The organism is Salinicola sp. (genome assembly GCF_982684285.1).
On sequence record NZ_CEXLVS010000058.1, the window covers coordinates 3,290 to 18,875 of the forward strand.

Annotated in this window: 15 protein-coding genes and 1 pseudogene; 9 read left to right on the forward strand and 7 right to left on the reverse strand. The window is 64.9% G+C overall.

Going from position 1 to position 15,586, the window contains the following annotated elements; all coding sequences use genetic code 11:
* The 4 genes from AC3AYF_RS07175 to AC3AYF_RS07190 form a co-directional block, all read left to right on the forward strand.
* The coding region (locus tag AC3AYF_RS07175; RefSeq protein ID WP_487779558.1) for a GNAT family N-acetyltransferase at positions 1-997 on the forward strand (997 nt) is incomplete at its 5' end.
* A 4-nt stretch (positions 998-1,001) separates the two neighbouring features.
* Complete coding sequence (locus AC3AYF_RS07180; protein ID WP_295037084.1) at positions 1,002-1,169, forward strand: hypothetical protein; 168 nt, start codon at positions 1,002-1,004, stop codon at positions 1,167-1,169.
* A gap of 104 nt (positions 1,170-1,273) precedes the next feature.
* Positions 1,274-2,407, forward strand: a complete 1,134-nt coding sequence (locus AC3AYF_RS07185; RefSeq protein WP_487779559.1) for a TauD/TfdA family dioxygenase — start codon at positions 1,274-1,276, stop codon at positions 2,405-2,407.
* A complete protein-coding gene (locus AC3AYF_RS07190; RefSeq protein ID WP_075569866.1) occupies positions 2,408-3,007 on the forward strand; it encodes an HD domain-containing protein in 600 nt (199 codons plus the stop codon). It abuts the gene before it with no gap.
* A 60-nt stretch (positions 3,008-3,067) separates the two neighbouring features.
* On the opposite strand, the gene AC3AYF_RS07195 is transcribed toward AC3AYF_RS07190, so the two are convergent.
* The 4 genes from AC3AYF_RS07195 to AC3AYF_RS07210 all read right to left on the reverse strand — a co-directional run bounded on the left by AC3AYF_RS07195 (position 3,068) and on the right by AC3AYF_RS07210 (position 7,182).
* Positions 3,068-4,075, reverse strand: coding sequence for a LysR family transcriptional regulator (locus AC3AYF_RS07195; protein WP_295037079.1), 1,008 nt, complete (start codon positions 4,073-4,075; stop codon positions 3,068-3,070).
* 53 nt (positions 4,076-4,128) lie between these two features.
* Positions 4,129-5,229, reverse strand: a complete 1,101-nt coding sequence (locus AC3AYF_RS07200; RefSeq protein WP_295037077.1) for an NADH:flavin oxidoreductase/NADH oxidase — start codon at positions 5,227-5,229, stop codon at positions 4,129-4,131.
* Between the two features lie 240 nt (positions 5,230-5,469).
* On the reverse strand, positions 5,470-6,669 hold the full coding sequence (gene zigA / locus AC3AYF_RS07205; protein ID WP_295037075.1) for a zinc metallochaperone GTPase ZigA: 1,200 nt from the start codon (positions 6,667-6,669) through the stop codon (positions 5,470-5,472).
* 81 nt (positions 6,670-6,750) lie between these two features.
* Positions 6,751-7,182, reverse strand: a complete 432-nt coding sequence (locus AC3AYF_RS07210) for a TraR/DksA C4-type zinc finger protein (protein ID WP_295037074.1) — start codon at positions 7,180-7,182, stop codon at positions 6,751-6,753.
* A gap of 243 nt (positions 7,183-7,425) precedes the next feature.
* Between AC3AYF_RS07210 and phnD the strand changes: the two genes are divergently transcribed.
* From phnD to phnE (AC3AYF_RS07230), 4 genes are all read left to right on the forward strand, one after another.
* A complete protein-coding gene (phnD, locus tag AC3AYF_RS07215; RefSeq protein WP_295037072.1) occupies positions 7,426-8,436 on the forward strand; it encodes a phosphate/phosphite/phosphonate ABC transporter substrate-binding protein in 1,011 nt (336 codons plus the stop codon).
* Between the two features lie 84 nt (positions 8,437-8,520).
* On the forward strand, positions 8,521-9,318 hold the full coding sequence (gene phnC / locus AC3AYF_RS07220) for a phosphonate ABC transporter ATP-binding protein (RefSeq protein ID WP_295037069.1): 798 nt from the start codon (positions 8,521-8,523) through the stop codon (positions 9,316-9,318).
* Complete coding sequence (phnE, locus tag AC3AYF_RS07225) at positions 9,315-10,133, forward strand: phosphonate ABC transporter, permease protein PhnE (RefSeq protein ID WP_149435402.1); 819 nt, start codon at positions 9,315-9,317, stop codon at positions 10,131-10,133. Before phnC ends, phnE (AC3AYF_RS07225) begins: the two co-directional genes overlap by 4 nt.
* Positions 10,130-10,930, forward strand: a complete 801-nt coding sequence (gene phnE / locus AC3AYF_RS07230) for a phosphonate ABC transporter, permease protein PhnE (protein WP_295037066.1) — start codon at positions 10,130-10,132, stop codon at positions 10,928-10,930. The genes phnE (AC3AYF_RS07225) and phnE (AC3AYF_RS07230) overlap by 4 nt, the downstream gene beginning before the upstream one ends.
* 33 nt (positions 10,931-10,963) lie before the next feature.
* Here phnE (AC3AYF_RS07230) and AC3AYF_RS07235 read toward each other — a convergent pair whose 3' ends face one another.
* Positions 10,964-12,001 (reverse strand): CNNM domain-containing protein, encoded by a 1,038-nt coding sequence (locus tag AC3AYF_RS07235; protein WP_295037065.1) that lies wholly within the window; start codon positions 11,999-12,001, stop codon positions 10,964-10,966.
* A gap of 132 nt (positions 12,002-12,133) precedes the next feature.
* Positions 12,134-12,622 carry a pyridoxamine 5'-phosphate oxidase family protein gene (locus tag AC3AYF_RS07240; RefSeq protein WP_295037062.1) on the reverse strand — a complete coding sequence of 163 codons (489 nt, stop codon included), beginning with the start codon at positions 12,620-12,622 and terminating at the stop codon, positions 12,134-12,136.
* A gap of 361 nt (positions 12,623-12,983) precedes the next feature.
* Between AC3AYF_RS07240 and stpA the strand changes: the two are divergent.
* Positions 12,984-14,146: pseudogene (stpA, locus tag AC3AYF_RS07245) on the forward strand (glucosylglycerol 3-phosphatase).
* Between the two features lie 15 nt (positions 14,147-14,161).
* Here the strand turns inward: stpA and AC3AYF_RS07250 are convergent.
* Positions 14,162-15,586, reverse strand: a 1,425-nt coding sequence (locus AC3AYF_RS07250) for a DUF4153 domain-containing protein (RefSeq protein ID WP_487779560.1), incomplete at its 5' end; no start/stop codon positions are given.

The window sequence follows — 15,586 nt, forward strand, 5'->3', positions numbered from 1 at the left end:
CCAGATGGTCGAGCACATGGACGAGGTGCTCGCGCACGCCCTGGCGGCCGACCCCGGCAGCTTCCTCCAGGAAGGCTCCCATGACATCGACGAGATCTACGAGGTTCCGCCGCCGGCCGCTCAGCCCGCCACCGCCGACCTGCCCCACGCCCCGTCTGCGGAAATCCATCCGTCATCCCGCGATGCCACGCGCGGCTATCGCCGTTTCGATACCCAGGACCTCGACGATGCCGTGCTGCTGTCGCGCCGGCTCGGCTGGCCCCACCGACGCGAGGATTGGGCCCATATGCTCGAGGTCGGCCAGGGCATCGCCCTGCGCAACGACAGCGGCCAGCTGGTGGGCACCGGCTTCTGCACCGACCACGGGAGCATGGCGACGATCGGCCTGATCATCGTCGACGACGCCTGGCAGGGGCGCGGCCTGGGGCGCGAGATCATGATGCATCTCATGGCCCTGGCCGGTGAGCGACCGATCGCCCTGGTAGCGACGACGGCAGGGGCTCCGCTCTACCGCAAGCTGGGTTTCGAGACCTGCAATCTCGTCTGTCAGTACCAGGGCATCATCGAGCCGATCCAGGCGCCGTCGATGCCGAACCTGCGACAGATACGAGCCTCGGACAGGGACGCCCTGCTGGCGCTGGTGCCCGGCAACCCCGTTCACGCACTGGCGGTGCGCGAGGCCACCCACGGGGTGGTGCTGGCGGTGGAGGGGCGAATCGAAGGGTGTGCGCTATGGCGGGATTTCGGACGCGGCCACCATATCGGGCCGGTCCTCGCCGATTCCGACACGGCGGCCCGCGCGCTCATCCAGGCCCTGCTCGCCGAACATGAAGGGCGTTTCGTGCGGCTCGACCTGGTCGATCCGGACCCGGACGACGACTGGCTGCAGTCGGCGGGGCTGCGCTGTGTCGAGCGCATCGAGCGGATGCGGCGCGGCGTGCTGCCGGAGATTCCCGGCCCGGCTCGCGTCGGGTTGACGACACAGACGATGGGGTAACCTCATGCCCCACTCGCCTACGGCACGGGCGTTCGTCCACGGTCTGCTCCACTGCAGCGCCGAAACCCGCGTGCGCGCCATCGCGATCTGCTCGGGCTTCGTCACCACCGGCATCGCCGAGGTTCCGGTCAACTGGCGGATCGAGGATACGGTCCGGGCGGCTCGACCATAAAATAAATGCATATCGTCAATAAGAGAACGCCTCTACCGGCGGGCGGTGCCGCGTTCCATGCTGTGGGCACTCATCCCCGGTTCAGCGAAACGAGGTTCGAAGACATGTCAGCACAGAGCGGTTTCGACATCATCGGTCACCCGCCGGCGCTCCGGCTGCGAGGCAACGGTGAAACCCACGAACTCAGCCCGCTCTGGCTGAGAGAGCGCACCCAGGCTCCCGATCAGCTGGAGCCCATGACGCAACAGCGTCTGTTCGATTCCCATGCGATTGACGTCGACCTGACCCTTACCTCGCTGACGGCGAAGGGAGAGGACCAGGTGGAAGTCGTCTTCAGCGACGGGCACCAGGAAGTCTTCGATCTCGGCATGCTGCGGGAAGCGGCCCTGGACGAGAGCCCGTTTCCCGAAGCGACGCCGTGGGACTCCACGCTGGATCAAACGCTGGTGCGTCATGACTGGGAAGCGGTGATCGAAGACGATGCCGCTTTTCGCCGTTCGCTGGATGCCTACCTGCGCTACGGTTTTCTCATCCTTCGCAACGTGCCGACCGATCCCGAGCGAATTCTCGAGGTGGGCGCCAAGTACGGCTATGTGAAGGAGACCAATTTCGGCCGCTACTTCGAGGTCTACTCGCGTCCCAGCGGCAACGATCTGGCCTATCGCAGCGTGGCGCTGGGGCCGCATACCGATAATCCCTACCGCAATCCGGTACACGGCATCCAACTGCTGCACTGCCTGGTCAATGAAACCAGCGGCGGGTTGTCCACGCTAGTCGACAGTCTGCAGGTGCTGGAACAGTTGAAGCGCGAGATGCCGGAGGGCTACGACCTGCTCAAGCAGACGCCGGTACGCTTTCGGTTCGTCGACGCCGGTACGGAACTCATGACTCATCGCAGCATGATTCAGACCGACGCCGAAGGCCGGCCGACCGGCGTTCATTACAGCCCGCGCCTGGATAAATTGCCGCTGCTGGACGATGCGAGCACACGTCTTTTCCATCTTGCCAGGCAGCGCCTGGGGGCGCTTTTCACGGACCCGAGCTACGAGATCCGCTTTGCGCTGGCTGCCGGGGAACTGATGCTGTTCGACAACAGCCGCGTGCTGCACGGCAGGACCAGCTACGACACCAATGAAGGCTTCCGCCATCTGCAGGGCTGTTACCTCGATATCGACGGGCCGCGCGAACGTTATGCCAGCGTGATGAAATTGCGCCAGACCGAAGAGGAGATCGCCTGAATGCAACAAGTCTCGTTTCGTCAGATGAAGGACGGCACTCGCGAAGAGTACGTTTTTCTCGAGAAACTCGAAGCGCAATTCAATGAAGGGCTGGTCGACCGACTGCTCGCCGCGCTACGCAATCTGGATAACACGCTGAGCGGATACCAGGTTTCTCGTCTGACGCACTCGCTACAGTCCGCCGCGAGAGCGCAGGCCGACGGCGCCGACGACGATCTCATCGTTGGCGCCCTGCTCCATGATCTGGGCGATGAACTGGCGCCCTACAATCACTCGCAGCTCGCCGCGTCCATCATCCGTCCCTACGTGCGCGGTGAGGTGACCTGGATCATTCACCACCACGGCCTGTTTCAGCAGGTCTACTACGCCCATTTCTACGGCGAAGACCCGAACGAACGGGACCGCTTCATTGATCATCCCTGGTATCAGAGCTGCGTCGACTTCTGCGAGCGCTATGACCAGGCATCCTTCGATCCGGATTATCCGACGCCGCCGCTCGAACACTTCGAGCCGCTTCTACGCCGGGTGTTTGCAAGACGCCCCTTCGACCCTGACGTGATCGGCGAAGAGCAGCCCCTGGCTCTAATGACAGGCGCCTGATGACCGGCGCCTGATGACCGGCGCCTGACGGCGACGGCCCCTTCGATTTCGGCGCAGGATTCACTCCGTGGTGTTCTGAAGTGCGTTAATCAGCCAGGCCTTTACCGGCTGCGTCACGGCATTGGCGGAGTACTTGAGCTCCATCCAGTAGCCGTGATCTTCCCGCGTCACGGCAGGCCCGAGGACAACCAGTTGCTCTCGGGCGAGATGCTTCTCGACCACGAACTCCCATCCGAGCGCCACGCCGCTGCCCTCCAGCGCCGCGTTCAGGACCAGCGGATAGTTGCGATAGGCAAAGAAGTCCTCATCCATCGGCATCTCGATCCCCACAGCCCGGGCCCACTGCGCCCAGTCGAGCCAGCGCGGGTCCCTGACGTCCTGATGCAGAAGCGCCAATCGGGCAAGGTCGTCGATGGACTGAATCCGCTCGACACCGCAGCGCGCAGCGTAGGCGGGCGAGCAGACGGGAAAGACCTTCTCGCCGGCTACCCGTACCGCGTCGTCGTTGACCGGCCTGCGGCCGAACCGGATGGCGATATCCGCCGACTGCATCTCGGCATCGTCGTCGCGGTCGATCGGCAGAACGCTGAAGCGAAACTCGGGAAAGGCCGCTTTCAATGCCGGCATCCGGGGCAGCAGACACAGATGGGTGAAGCCGGCTCCGGCGGCGATGGAGACCGACGGTCGCACCTTCTGGCCCGCACGTCGGGCATGGCGACAGGCGTCATCGATGATTTGCAGGCCCTGCGCGACCGACTTGTAGAAGTCGTCACCCTGTCGGGTTGGCATCAGACGCCCGCCCCGCCGATCGAACAGCGATACGCCAAGCGCGTCTTCGAGCGCGCGGATACGCTGCGAGACGACCGGCTGCGACAGCCCCATCTCCTCCGCGGCCGCCGTCATCGAACCGAGGCGGACCGTCGATTCGAAGACGCTCAGTGCCGGCAGCGAAGGCCACTTCTTCTCCATGTCCCGTCCATCCTCCTGCTCCAGCTCCAGCTCCAGCTCGCATTCGCCAAGCCCCGCCGGAACCGGCGCAAGGCGATGACCGCGCCCGATGGATAGCACGGCACCCCGATTCAGTGCGGCAGTTGCTCCAGCTTAGACCCTGCCGGGCCTCTTCAGGTGAACAGATCCTTCAACGTGTGCGGCTGGCTACGCAGATACTGCTTGGGCGCGTGCACGCTGGCGCCGAGCTTGGCGGCGGCGTGCCACGGCCAGCGCGGATCGAAGAGCATGCCGCGGGCCAGCGCCACGGCGTCGGCTTCACCGCTGAAGACGATGCCTTCGGCCTGCTCCGGCTCGGTGATCAGGCCCACCGCGATCACCGGCATGGCGACCTCCTGCTTGATGCGACGGGCGAACGGCACCTGGTAGCTGGGGCCGACATCGAGCGCCTGGCGCGGGTCGAGCCCCCCACCGGAACAGTCGATGAAGCTGCAGCCTCGGGCATCGAGGGCCTTGGCCAGCGCAACGCTCTGCTCCAGGTCCCAGCCGCCCTCGACCCAGTCGCTGCCGGAAATGCGAACGCCCACCGGCTTGTCCGACGGGAACACCTCGCGCACGGCATCGAAGATCTCCAGCACGATCCGCATCCGATTTTCCAGGCTGCCACCGTAGGCGTCTTCGCGCCGGTTGGAGAGCGGCGACAGAAATTCATGCAGCAGATAGCCGTGGGCGGCGTGGAGCTCGATCAGCTCGAAGCCGAGGCGCTCGGCACGCCTGGCCGACGCGACGAAGCCCGCCTTGAGCGCTTCGATATCGTCGAGGCTCATCGCTTTCGGCGGACGCTGATCGGCCTGATAGGGCACATCGGAGGGCGCCAGGGTCTGCCATCCTCCCGCGTCCAGACTCAACTGCGCGCCGCCTTCCCAGGGTGCCTGGCAGGAGGCCTTGCGCCCGGCGTGGCCCAGTTGAATGCCGATCGGCATCGGCGAATGGGCCCGTACCGCCTCCAGCGTGCGCGCCATCGCCTGCTCGTTGGCGTCGGAATAGAGCCCGACGTCCCCTGGGGTGATGCGCCCTTCCGGCGCCACCGCCGACGCCTCGATCACCAGCAGCCCGGCGCCGGAGAGCGCCAGGTTGCCGAGATGGATGGTGTGCCAGTCGGTCATGTTGCCGTGCTCGTCGGCGGAGTACTGGCACATCGGTGAAATCATGATGCGATTGGCCAGCTCGAGCCCGGCGAGCTCGAGCGGCGTAAACAGCTTGGGAGAGGCCATGAATCCTGTTCCTGAGATGGATGATGGCGAAAATGTAGCTTGCTAATAATTATTTGGCAATGCCTGCCTCTCGATGACGAAAACAAAAACCCACCGAGGTGGTCGTCGAGGTCGCGAAGTGGGCATCAGGAGAACGGCGACCATAAAAAACCCCGGTGAAGCCCACAAGGGACTACCGGGGAAGCTCTGGTGGAGACCAGACCACAGCGAGGCGGCACCAGCGAGCCGGCCACGATGGACTCAGGCGGCAGCCCCCCAATCGGGGAACGGGTCCGGCAACGTCATCCAGTACTCCTTGCCGCGAGCCAGTTCGTCGTCGCTTAGCAGGCACGCCTCGAGCCGTTGCCGAATCCCGACGGCATCCAGGCCCTGGCCGATGAAGACCAGCTCCTGGCGCATGTCGCCGAAGGGTTCCTGCCACTTCTCCAGGATGGAGGCGCGGTATTCGGGATCCTGCGGCCAGCGCGACTCGGGCACCGCACGCCAGAACAGGCCGGCGAAGCCGTGGTGGGCGATGCCGCCGGCCTGGCTCCACTGGCCGGCGAACTGTGGCCGGCTGGCGAGCCAGAAGAAACCCTTGGAGCGCAGCAGGCGGCCGTCGCCCCAGTCGCCGTGCAACAGCTCGAAGAAGCGCTGCGGGTGGAACGGGCGGCGCGCCTCGAAGCTGAAACTGGAGATCCCGTACTCCTCGGTCTCGGGGACGTGCTCGCCGCGCAGCTCCTTGAGCCAGCCGGGGGCGAGCTGGGCCTTCTCGAAGCTGAAGCGGCCGGTGTCGAGCACCCGATCCAGCGCGACCTGACCGTGACTGATGGGCAGGATCTCGGCCTCGGGGTTGAGGCTTTTCAACACCGCCTCCAGTTCGCCAAGGGTGCGCGTATCGATCAGATCGGATTTCGAGATCAGCAACACGTCGCAGAATTCGATCTGATCCACCAGCAGGCCGGCGACGTTGCGCTCGTCCTCTTCGCCCAGGCTTTCGCCGGCTTCCGCCAGCGACTTGGCCTCATGGTATTGCGAAAGGAAGTTGGCGCCGTCGACCACGGTGACCAGGGTGTCCAGTCGGGCGACCTGGGACAGGCTGCGCCCCTGTTCATCCTCGAAGGTGAAGGTCTCCGCCACCGGCAGCGGCTCGGAGATGCCGGTGGACTCGATCACCAAGTAGTCGAAGCGTCCTTCGTCGGCGAGCCGATTCACCTCGATCAGCAGATCCTCGCGCAGCGTGCAGCAGATGCAGCCGTTGCTCATCTCGACCAGTTTCTCTTCGGCACGGTTGAGATCGACCTCGCGCTCCACCAGGGCGGCATCGATATTGATCTCGCTCATGTCGTTGACGATCACCGCGATGCGCCGGCCGTCGCGATTGTTGAGCAGATGATTCAGCACCGTCGTCTTGCCGGCGCCGAGAAAGCCGGACAGCACGGTAACGGGCAATGGGTTCATGGATTCCTCCAGCAAGGTCGGTCCGGGTCGGCCTCGGTATCGAATGGGCCATGGATGTTGGGGTCGCCGGCACTCGGCGTGTCAGGCGCTGTGCCGCCTGGCGTAGTGATGCTCGCGCTGCTCCTGACGCTGCTTGGCCTCGAGACACAGCGTGGCGGTGGGTCTCAGCAGCAATCGCCGCAGGCCGATGGGCGCGCCGGTCTCTTCGCAGAAGCCGTAGTCGCCCTCATTCAGCCGCTTCAGCGTGCCGACGATCTTGCGCAGCAGGCGTGTCTCGCGGTCGGCCTGGCGCAGCAGCAGACCCAGCGTCTCCTCGTTGGCGGCCAGATCGGCTTCGTCGCCAGCACCACGGCTGTCGACGATGGTACGGCGGGTCTCTTCCAGCGCGGCTTCCAGCTCAGCCTGCTCCGCCAGTAGACGCCGCCTGAAGAAGTCGAGCTGAGCCTCGTTCATGTAGGCGCCTTCGGGCATTGCCAGCAGTTGGCTCTCATCCTCGATAAGCGGTAACGGCATGGCGGCCTCCTCGGGAGCGTCTCGACCAGTTAATGTTATAACATAACAATAAAAACGCCAACACTCTTCTCTCCCTGCTCGGAAACGAACATGAAATGCAGTCATTAGCGAAAGTCGAATGCGCTTTGCGGCGGATTTTGCCCACACTGTGACAAAACCATGACACCGAAAGCGCCCCTAAAAAGATCGACAAATCGCGCGGTCGGTGTCGCCTATAACAACCTCCGTCCCAGGAGATCCGCCATGCCACGACGTCTCGAACCCTCCAGCTCCCTCTCGCTACGCCTGCCGCTTTCCCTGTTGGCCACGCTGCTACTCGGCTGCGGCCTCACCGTTGCGGCACAGGCCGCCGAGGAGTGCCCGCAGCGCGGGGATCTGGCGCCCATGTACTGCGATGCCGACGGCGACCTGGTCGCGGATGCGCCGAGCGACGAATCCCAACTCCTCGATCCCGATCCGCTGGTCTTCGCCTACACCCCGGTCGAGGATCCGGCGATCTACGCCGATATCTGGGAACCGTTCATCGAGCACCTCCGCGACGTGACCGGCAAGGACGTGCGCTTCTACGCCGTGCAGTCCAACGCCGCCGAGATCGAAGCGATGCGCAGCGGACGCATCCAGGTCGCGGGCTTCTCCACCGGGCCGACGCCATTCGCGGTCAATCTCGCCGGGGCGGTGCCGTTCGCGATCATGGGCAGCGACGATGGCGAGTTCGGCTACACCCTGCAGGTCTACACCCGCAAGGACAGCGGCATCGACGAGCTGAGCGACCTCAAGGGCAAGCGCGTCGCGCACACCTCGCCCACGTCCAACTCCGGCAACCTGGCGCCACGCGCCCTGTTCCCCGAGCAGGGCATCACCCCCGACGAGGACTACGAGGTGGTCTATTCGGGCTCCCACGATCAGTCGATGCTGGGCGTGGTCGCGGGTGACTATGATGCCGCGCCGGTCGCCTCCGAGGTGGTCGATCGCATGGCCGAACGCGGCCTCTACGACCCGGAAGAGGTCAAGATCGTGTTCGAATCCAAGCGCTTCCCCACCACCTCCTATACCTACGCCTACAACCTCAAGCCCGAGCTGATCGACAAGATCAAGGAAGCCTTCTTCAGCTTCGACATGAAAGGTACCGAACTGGGCGAGGAGTTCGACGGCGTGACCAAGTTCGTCCCGGTGACGTACCAGAAGGATTGGGAAGTGATTCGTGACATCCAGGATGCCAACGGCGTCGTCTACTCACAGGAAAACATCGAATAGCCCGGTTCGTGATCTAGCACGGTCATCCTGCAGACCAACCGGACGGCGCCGACACTCGGCGCCGTTTCTCCACGAGGATCCCTCATGCTGCGCATTCAGAATCTGGTCAAACGGTACGGCCATGGCGAGCCGGTGCTGCGCGGGCTCGATCTCGACGTCCCCGGTGAATCGGTGGTCTCGATCATCGGCGCCTCGGGAGCCGGCAAGAGCACCCTGCTGCGCTGCATCAACCGCCTGGTGGAACCCACGGAAGGCAGTATCGAGCTCAACGGCCTGGAGCTGACGTCTCTCAAACGCGAAGAGCTGCGCAAGGCGCGCCGGCGAATCGGGATGATCTTCCAGGGCTTCAACCTGGTGGACCGGCTGACGGTGATGGAGAACGTCCAGTGCGGGAGGCTGGGCTACATCCCCTACTGGCGGGCGGCGCTGCGCAAGTACCCGGCGGAAGACATCGAGCGCGCCTATCACCTGATGGAGCGCGTCGGCATCGCCCACTACGCCAACAAGCGCGCCGATGCGCTCTCCGGCGGCGAGCGCCAGCGCGTCGGCGTGGTGCGTGCGTTGATGCAGCAACCGGAAATTCTGCTCGCCGACGAACCCACGGCCTCGCTGGACCCGGTCAGTTCGCGCCAGATCATGGAGCTGCTGCAGAATCTGTCCCGGGAGCTGTCGCTACCGGTACTGATCAATATCCACAACGTGGCCGAGGCACGGGAATACACCCAGCGCATCGTCGGCATGCGCTTCGGCAAGCTGATCTTCGACGGCGTTCCCGCCGATCTGGATCAGGAAGCGATGGACGCCGTCTACAGCGGCACGCCGGGCGACGAGCGCCAACAAGCCGACGCTGGCCCGGCGCAGGCCAGGGCGGTGGTGTCATGAGCACGGGTACAGACCGGACAGCGCCTCCATCGCCACGACACTGGCGCAAGCCACCGTTCATCGCCAACCCGCTGCTGCGCTGGGGCCTGGTCGTCGGCGTCGCGATCTATGCCATCTGGGCGATCTCGATCCTGCCTTTCGATCTCGATCGCATCAGCCAGGGCATGACCCGAGCCGCACGCATCTTCTCCGGCGCCTTCCCGCCCAACTTCGACCGTTACGAACTGCTCATCGACGGCTTTCTCGAAAGCCTGCAGATCGCCATCCTGGCAACGCTTCTGGGTCTCGCGTTGAGCCTACCCATCGCGTTCATGGCGGCCCGTAACATCGCCGCCAGGCCGATCTACGTGATCGGGCGAGCGATCATCATTCTGGCGCGCAGTTTCCATCCGGTGATCGTGGCGATCCTGTTCGTCAAGGCCGTTGGCTTCGGTCCGGTGGCCGGCATCCTGACGCTGACGCTCTACTCGATCGGTTTCGTCGCCAAGATGCTGGCCGAACGGATCGAGGAGATCGACTGGGGTCAGGTGGAAGCGCTTCGGGCCAGCGGCACCCGCTATATCGGCGTGCTGCAGTTCGCCGTGCTGCCGCAGATCATGCCGCGCCAGATCGGCCTCGGCATCTATCAACTCGACAGCAACCTGCGGGCCTCGGCGGTGGTCGGCATCGTCGGCGCCGGCGGCATCGGCTCCACGCTGATGAACGCCTTCGGCCGCTACGACTACGACTTCGCCCTGGCGATCACGCTGGTGATCATCGGCGTGATTCTGGTCAGCGAAGCGATCAGCGGTCGGATCAGGAGGAACATCGGATGACGCAAACCGTTGCCGAGCGCACCTGGGCGCGCTACACCCCGCAACAGCGCTGGAAGCGCTTCGCCACGATGCTGGTGGTTGCAGCTGCCGTGGTCTGGGCGGTGGAGAGCATCGATATCATCTGGCCGTGGGTGTGGGATGCCCCGGCCCAGGTCGGCGACCTGTTCGGACGCATGGTGCCGCCGGACGTGAGCAATCTGCGGGCGATTCTGTGGGCACTGGTCGAGACGCTCAATATCGCCACGATCGCCACCTTCGTGGCCGTCTTCGTGTCGCTGCCGATCGCCTACATCGCGGCCCAGAACACGACACCCAACCGTTTCACCCTATGGCTGGGGCGCTTCATCCTGGTCTCGAGCCGGTCGGTCAACACGCTGATCTGGGCGCTGCTGTTCGTGGCGATCTTCGGTCCCGGCGTGCTGGCCGGCATCATCGCGATCATGTTCCGGTCGATCGGCTTTCTCGGCAAGCTGCTGGGCGAGGCGATCGAGGAGATCGACCGCCGCCCGGTGGAGGCGCTGGAAGCGACCGGCGCCTCGCGGGCCAAGGTGGTGCTCTACGCCATCGTGCCGCAGGTCATGCCGACCTTCTTCGCGGTCGGCATCCTGCGCTGGGACATCAACCTGCGCGAGTCGACGGTGCTCGGCCTGGTCGGCGCCGGCGGGATCGGCGTGATCCTTCAGGGCGCCATCGACACGCTGGCGTGGCAGACCGTCGCCACCATCCTGCTGGCGATCATCGCCCTGGTCATCCTGGGCGAGGCACTGGCCGCCTGGCTGCGCAAGAAGGTCATCTAACCGCGCCCAGCCATGAGGTGACCGCCGCCGGCTTCAGCCCGGCGGCGGCTGGGTGGATTCGCCGCGCTTGATCCGCTTCAGCCAGCGCTGCTTGGCGTACTTGCGCAGGTTGTGCACGTTGTCGGTCTCGTCGACGATGTCCTGGCCCAGGATCGTCTCGATCACGTCTTCCATGGTGATCAGCCCGACCCAGTTGCCATGGTCGTCGTAGACCACCCGCAGATGGTTGTGATCCTTGAGCATGGCGATGAAGACATGCTCGACGCTATCGGCCTCGTCGACGATGGCGATCGGGTGCATCAGGGCCTTGAGCTTCTGCTCGTCATCGGCGTGATAGGTATCCGCCTTGTGCACGTAACCCAGCGCATCCTCGGCGCCGTCCATGACCGGGAAGCGCGTGAACTGCGTCTTGCCGTAGCGCTGATCGAACTCGGCCACGGTCATGTCGGGCGTCACCGTTTCGCACACGGTCCGCGGCGTCATCACGCTCTTCACCAGAATCTCGTGCAGGTTGAGAATATTGGTGATGGTGCGGGTCTCGTCGGCATCCAGCGCCTTCTCTTCCAGGCCGATCCTCGCCAGCGCCTTGATCTCCCCGCGCATGTCGACGTCATTCTCGCTCTTGGCGATGCGATTGGTGATCATCTCCGAGAGCCAGATGAACGGCAGCAGCACCAGCACCATGACGCGCAAGGTCGGTGGCAGAAAGGGGGCAAGGCCACGCCAGTAGCTCGCCCCGATGGTCTTGGGAATGATCTCCGAGAACACCAGGATGCCGAAGGTCATCAAGGCCGAGGCGATGGCCACGTGGGCGTCGCCGAACACCACCGCCACCTGGGCGCCGACGCCCGTGGCACCGACGGTGTGCGCGATGGTGTTGAGGGTCAGGATCGCCGCCAGCGGGCGATCGATGTTCGATTTGAGCTTGTTGAGCTTGTCGTGAAGCTTGGGGCGGGTGTCCTTGAGCTGCGCGATGTAGCTCGGTGTGAGCGAGAGCAGCGCGGCTTCCAGCACCGAACAGACGAAGGAGAAACCGATCGAGAGAACGACGAATGCCGTCAGCAGAAACATGAGGGGTCGCTATGTGACTTGTGAGGACTCTTTATCCTGACTTGTCACACGGCTGTCAATGACCTCGCGGAGAAATCCGCCGACCTCCGGCCGGAAGTCGGCGGCATGACACCTGTTGCCGAGTCCGGCGGCTCAGTGACCGAACTTCTCGTTCTCGCCGAGATCGGGCTGATGTTCCTTCTTCACGTTGGCCTTGGCGATCTCGTAGAGCTGGAACGTCTTGCTCTCCCGGGACTGCCAGTGCTCGCCGAAGTCGACGTCGATCTCCATCATGGTGATGTCCGGATCCTCCTTGCCACCGGTGAACCAGGCGGCCACGAACGGATTCCAGTACTTCTCGACCAGCGCGGGGTCGTCGTTGAGGCGCGCCCGGCCAGACATCGACACATAGATGCCGTCATCCTGGTCCGAGAACGTGATGCAGACATCCTGATCCTGCTGCGCCTCGAACGACTTCTCGGCGCTGCGGCGCGTGTAGAACCAGAGCTTGCCGTCGTAGGCATCCTGCACCAGGTGCATGGGACGCGCTCGCGGCACACCATCGTCGAGCGTGACCAACATGCCAACCTTGATCTTCTCGATCAGCTTCCAGATCTTCTGCTTGTGCTCGGGACTGGACATCGTTGCCTCCTGCCAATGTTGCCCTTCCAGGGACCACCCCTGGTCGGGCTGTCATCACGCCATCCGGGCGTGAGCGTCTTGCACTTCACCCAACTGGGTCGCCTCGGCGCCTCGCGATCAAGGCGACTCCCAGCAAGAAGCCTAGTCGGGGCACCCCGGTCGGGCAAACCGTCGCTATTCGGTCCGGAAGCTGACGCTATACTGGTGAACGTTCGCCCAGCGACGCCACCTATCACTCGCCCCGACCAAGGCGCCCATCATGCCCCTGACTCGTCCTTTCTCGCTGGATCACGCCGCCCTGCTGGAAGAGCTGGCGGCCACCGACAATCTGCTCGTCATCCAGGACCTCGACGGGGTCTGCATGGGGCTGGTCGGCAATCCGCTGACGCGGCGGTTGGAGCGGCGATACCTCGACGCCACCCGCCGCCTCGATGGGCACTTCTTCGTACTGACCAACGGCGAACACATCGGCTCCTGCGGCGTGAACGGCATCGTCGAGGCGCAGTTCGAGACGCCGGATCGCCCCGGCGAGCAGGGCCGCTACCTGCCCGGGCTGGCGGCCGGCGGCGTGCAGTGGCAGGACCGTTTCGGGGCGGTATCGCACCCCGGCGTGAGCGACGCCGAGCTGGCGTTTCTGAAGGCGTTTCCCGCCCAGGCGGAGGCATTTCTCGAGTCGCTGCTGTCGCGGCCACCCTATGACCTGCCGTCGGAGGCGAGACGCGACCTGATTGCCGCGGCGGTCCTCGACAACATCGCCTCGCCGACGCTCAACCTCAACGTCTTCCACCGCCACTGGCAGGCGACGCCAGCGCACTATCGGGCACTGCAGGCCGACATCGCCGAGTTCATGCACGCGCGGCTCGAAGCCGCCCGCCAGGCGGGGCTGGATGACGCCTTTTTCATCCACTACGCCCCCAATGCCGGCCATGACGCCGACGGCAACGAGCGCCTGCGACAGGGCGACGAGAACGGGGAAGGTGCCGGCACCACCGATTTCCAGTTGATGCTGCGCGGAGGCGTCAAGGAGGGCGGCTCATCCTCAACCGCTATTACCATCGTCACACGGGGCACTACCCGTTGGGCGAGGCGTTCAACGCCCGCGAGGCACCCCGCGATCACAAGGCGCTGCTGCGACTGGCCCGCGACCATTTCGATCCCGCGCTGATGCCGCGCATCGTCGGGGTGGGAGACACCGTGACGTCGTTCATTCCCTCTGGCGATGCGCGCGGCGAACGCCAGCGCGGCGGCAGCGACCGCGACTTCCTGACCCTGATCCAGCAACTGGGCGAAACCTTCGGCAGCGACAACCGCGTGCTCTACGTCGACAGCAGCGGTGGAGAAGTGCGGCGCGCCGGCGTCGATGCCGAGCGGCTGGCGCGCCATGCCGGGAGTCCCGACATCGAGGTCTGGCCGGCGCTGGAGGGGATCAGCGATGCCGAGGACCCGTTGACGCTGGATGTGATCTTCCCGGAGGGTCACACCCAGTACATCGATTTCTTCTGCGAACTGGCCGCACGGCGCTGAGCCCCGATCGTTGAATCAGCGCCAGTCCCTCGCGTTCAGCAACACCGTGCCGGAGAGATGCTCCAGGGTCGGCTCGGGTGTCAGCGACCCGCTCAGCGTCGCTGGCAACAACCCTATTGTCACCCCATCCTTGCGAAGCGTCACCAGCGTTGCCTCGGCGACACTCCCGGTGGAGGCGGCGGTCATCTGCCGCGGCAGAGCGAAACCGATCGATCTGGCCTGCGCGGAGACGAGCAGCTCCCGCCCCTGCACGGTAAGGCGTAGAAGCTCCCCCGTCGGCAGCGTCACCTCGGTCTGGCGCCCGGCACTCACGTCGACGGCGTTCAACAGCAGATCGAACCCTTCGAGCGCGACGCCCGTCGAGCCCGAATAGATGCGCGAGTAGCGATCACTGCCGGCAGTGGCCGCCAAGGAGGGATTCAGCCCCCAGGCCCGGGCCAACGGCTCGATGCCCGATGGCGCCTCGCTCGCCGGCATGCCGCCCGTGGGCGCCACCCGTCCCAGTTCGCCGGCGTCTTCCAGATACCTCAGCGCCGCCAGGGCTTGGCCGGTCTGCTCCGCGTCTCTCGCCGGTTGCTCGACGATCGCCAGGAAGCGATCGCTCTGGCTGCGAATCGATGTCCACTCGGCCCCCTGGGGACCGAAGCTTGCCACCAGCATCGTCACGACAGGAATCACCGCCATCAGCCGGATATCGCCGCGTGGGCGCCGGAGAACCTGCAGTAGCGCCACCACCGCCAGCACGGCCGCCAGGGCCGCGAGCAGATAGCGCTCCGGCGTCACGCCATAGGCGCCGATTCGCTGTGCGACAGCGATGACGACGAGCACGAGCGGCACCGGCAACACCCACGGCCAGTAGCGCAGCATGACACGCGCCAGGGCGCGTTCTTCGCGCATGAAAGGCCGGCATACGATCAGAGCGACCAGCAGGCAAATGCCGAAGCCGGAAACCAGCCAGCCGCTCTGGCCACTGGGCAAGCCCCCGCCCACCAGACACTTCACCGCGTAGGCGTGAAGGATGAGGGCGTAGACGAGGATCAGCGGCGCGGCGATCCATTCCCCCAGCGCACCGACCGCGCGGGCGGAGAGCCTGTCGAGTCGACAGTCGTCGGCCAGGTCGAACGAGTCCGGTATCAGCGCCAGCCAGAACAGCGGCGCGAACAGCAGCGCCGTGATGGCGGCGACGTGCGCATAGAGCTGGAACGGCACCTCGAGCCCGAACAGCAGGTTCAGGCTGACGAAGACCAGCGAGAGACCGCCGCCGAGCAGGTTCCAGCCGATGGCGGAGAGCAGAAACGCGAACGTCAGTCGCCCTAGAAATCCCCGGAATGCCGCGCCGGAGCCTCCCGCGAGATAGGGCGACAGCGGAACCAGCGCGACGAGAGCAACCGCCAGCAGCCACGTCGAGGTATGCAGTGCGTCCTGGAACCAGACCAGGCA

Coding starts and splice junctions, on each gene's coding strand:
- AC3AYF_RS07180 (WP_295037084.1), top strand. CDS start 1,002: ATGCCCCACTCGCCTACGGCACGGGCGTTCGTCCACGGTCTGCTCCAC.
- AC3AYF_RS07185 (WP_487779559.1), top strand. CDS start 1,274: ATGTCAGCACAGAGCGGTTTCGACATCATCGGTCACCCGCCGGCGCTC.
- AC3AYF_RS07190 (WP_075569866.1), top strand. CDS start 2,408: ATGCAACAAGTCTCGTTTCGTCAGATGAAGGACGGCACTCGCGAAGAG.
- AC3AYF_RS07200 (WP_295037077.1), bottom strand. CDS start 5,229: ATGGCCTCTCCCAAGCTGTTTACGCCGCTCGAGCTCGCCGGGCTCGAG.
- zigA (WP_295037075.1), bottom strand. CDS start 6,669: ATGAACCCATTGCCCGTTACCGTGCTGTCCGGCTTTCTCGGCGCCGGC.
- AC3AYF_RS07210 (WP_295037074.1), bottom strand. CDS start 7,182: ATGCCGTTACCGCTTATCGAGGATGAGAGCCAACTGCTGGCAATGCCC.
- phnD (WP_295037072.1), top strand. CDS start 7,426: ATGCCACGACGTCTCGAACCCTCCAGCTCCCTCTCGCTACGCCTGCCG.
- phnC (WP_295037069.1), top strand. CDS start 8,521: ATGCTGCGCATTCAGAATCTGGTCAAACGGTACGGCCATGGCGAGCCG.
- phnE (WP_149435402.1), top strand. CDS start 9,315: ATGAGCACGGGTACAGACCGGACAGCGCCTCCATCGCCACGACACTGG.
- phnE (WP_295037066.1), top strand. CDS start 10,130: ATGACGCAAACCGTTGCCGAGCGCACCTGGGCGCGCTACACCCCGCAA.
- AC3AYF_RS07235 (WP_295037065.1), bottom strand. CDS start 12,001: ATGTTTCTGCTGACGGCATTCGTCGTTCTCTCGATCGGTTTCTCCTTC.
- AC3AYF_RS07240 (WP_295037062.1), bottom strand. CDS start 12,622: ATGTCCAGTCCCGAGCACAAGCAGAAGATCTGGAAGCTGATCGAGAAG.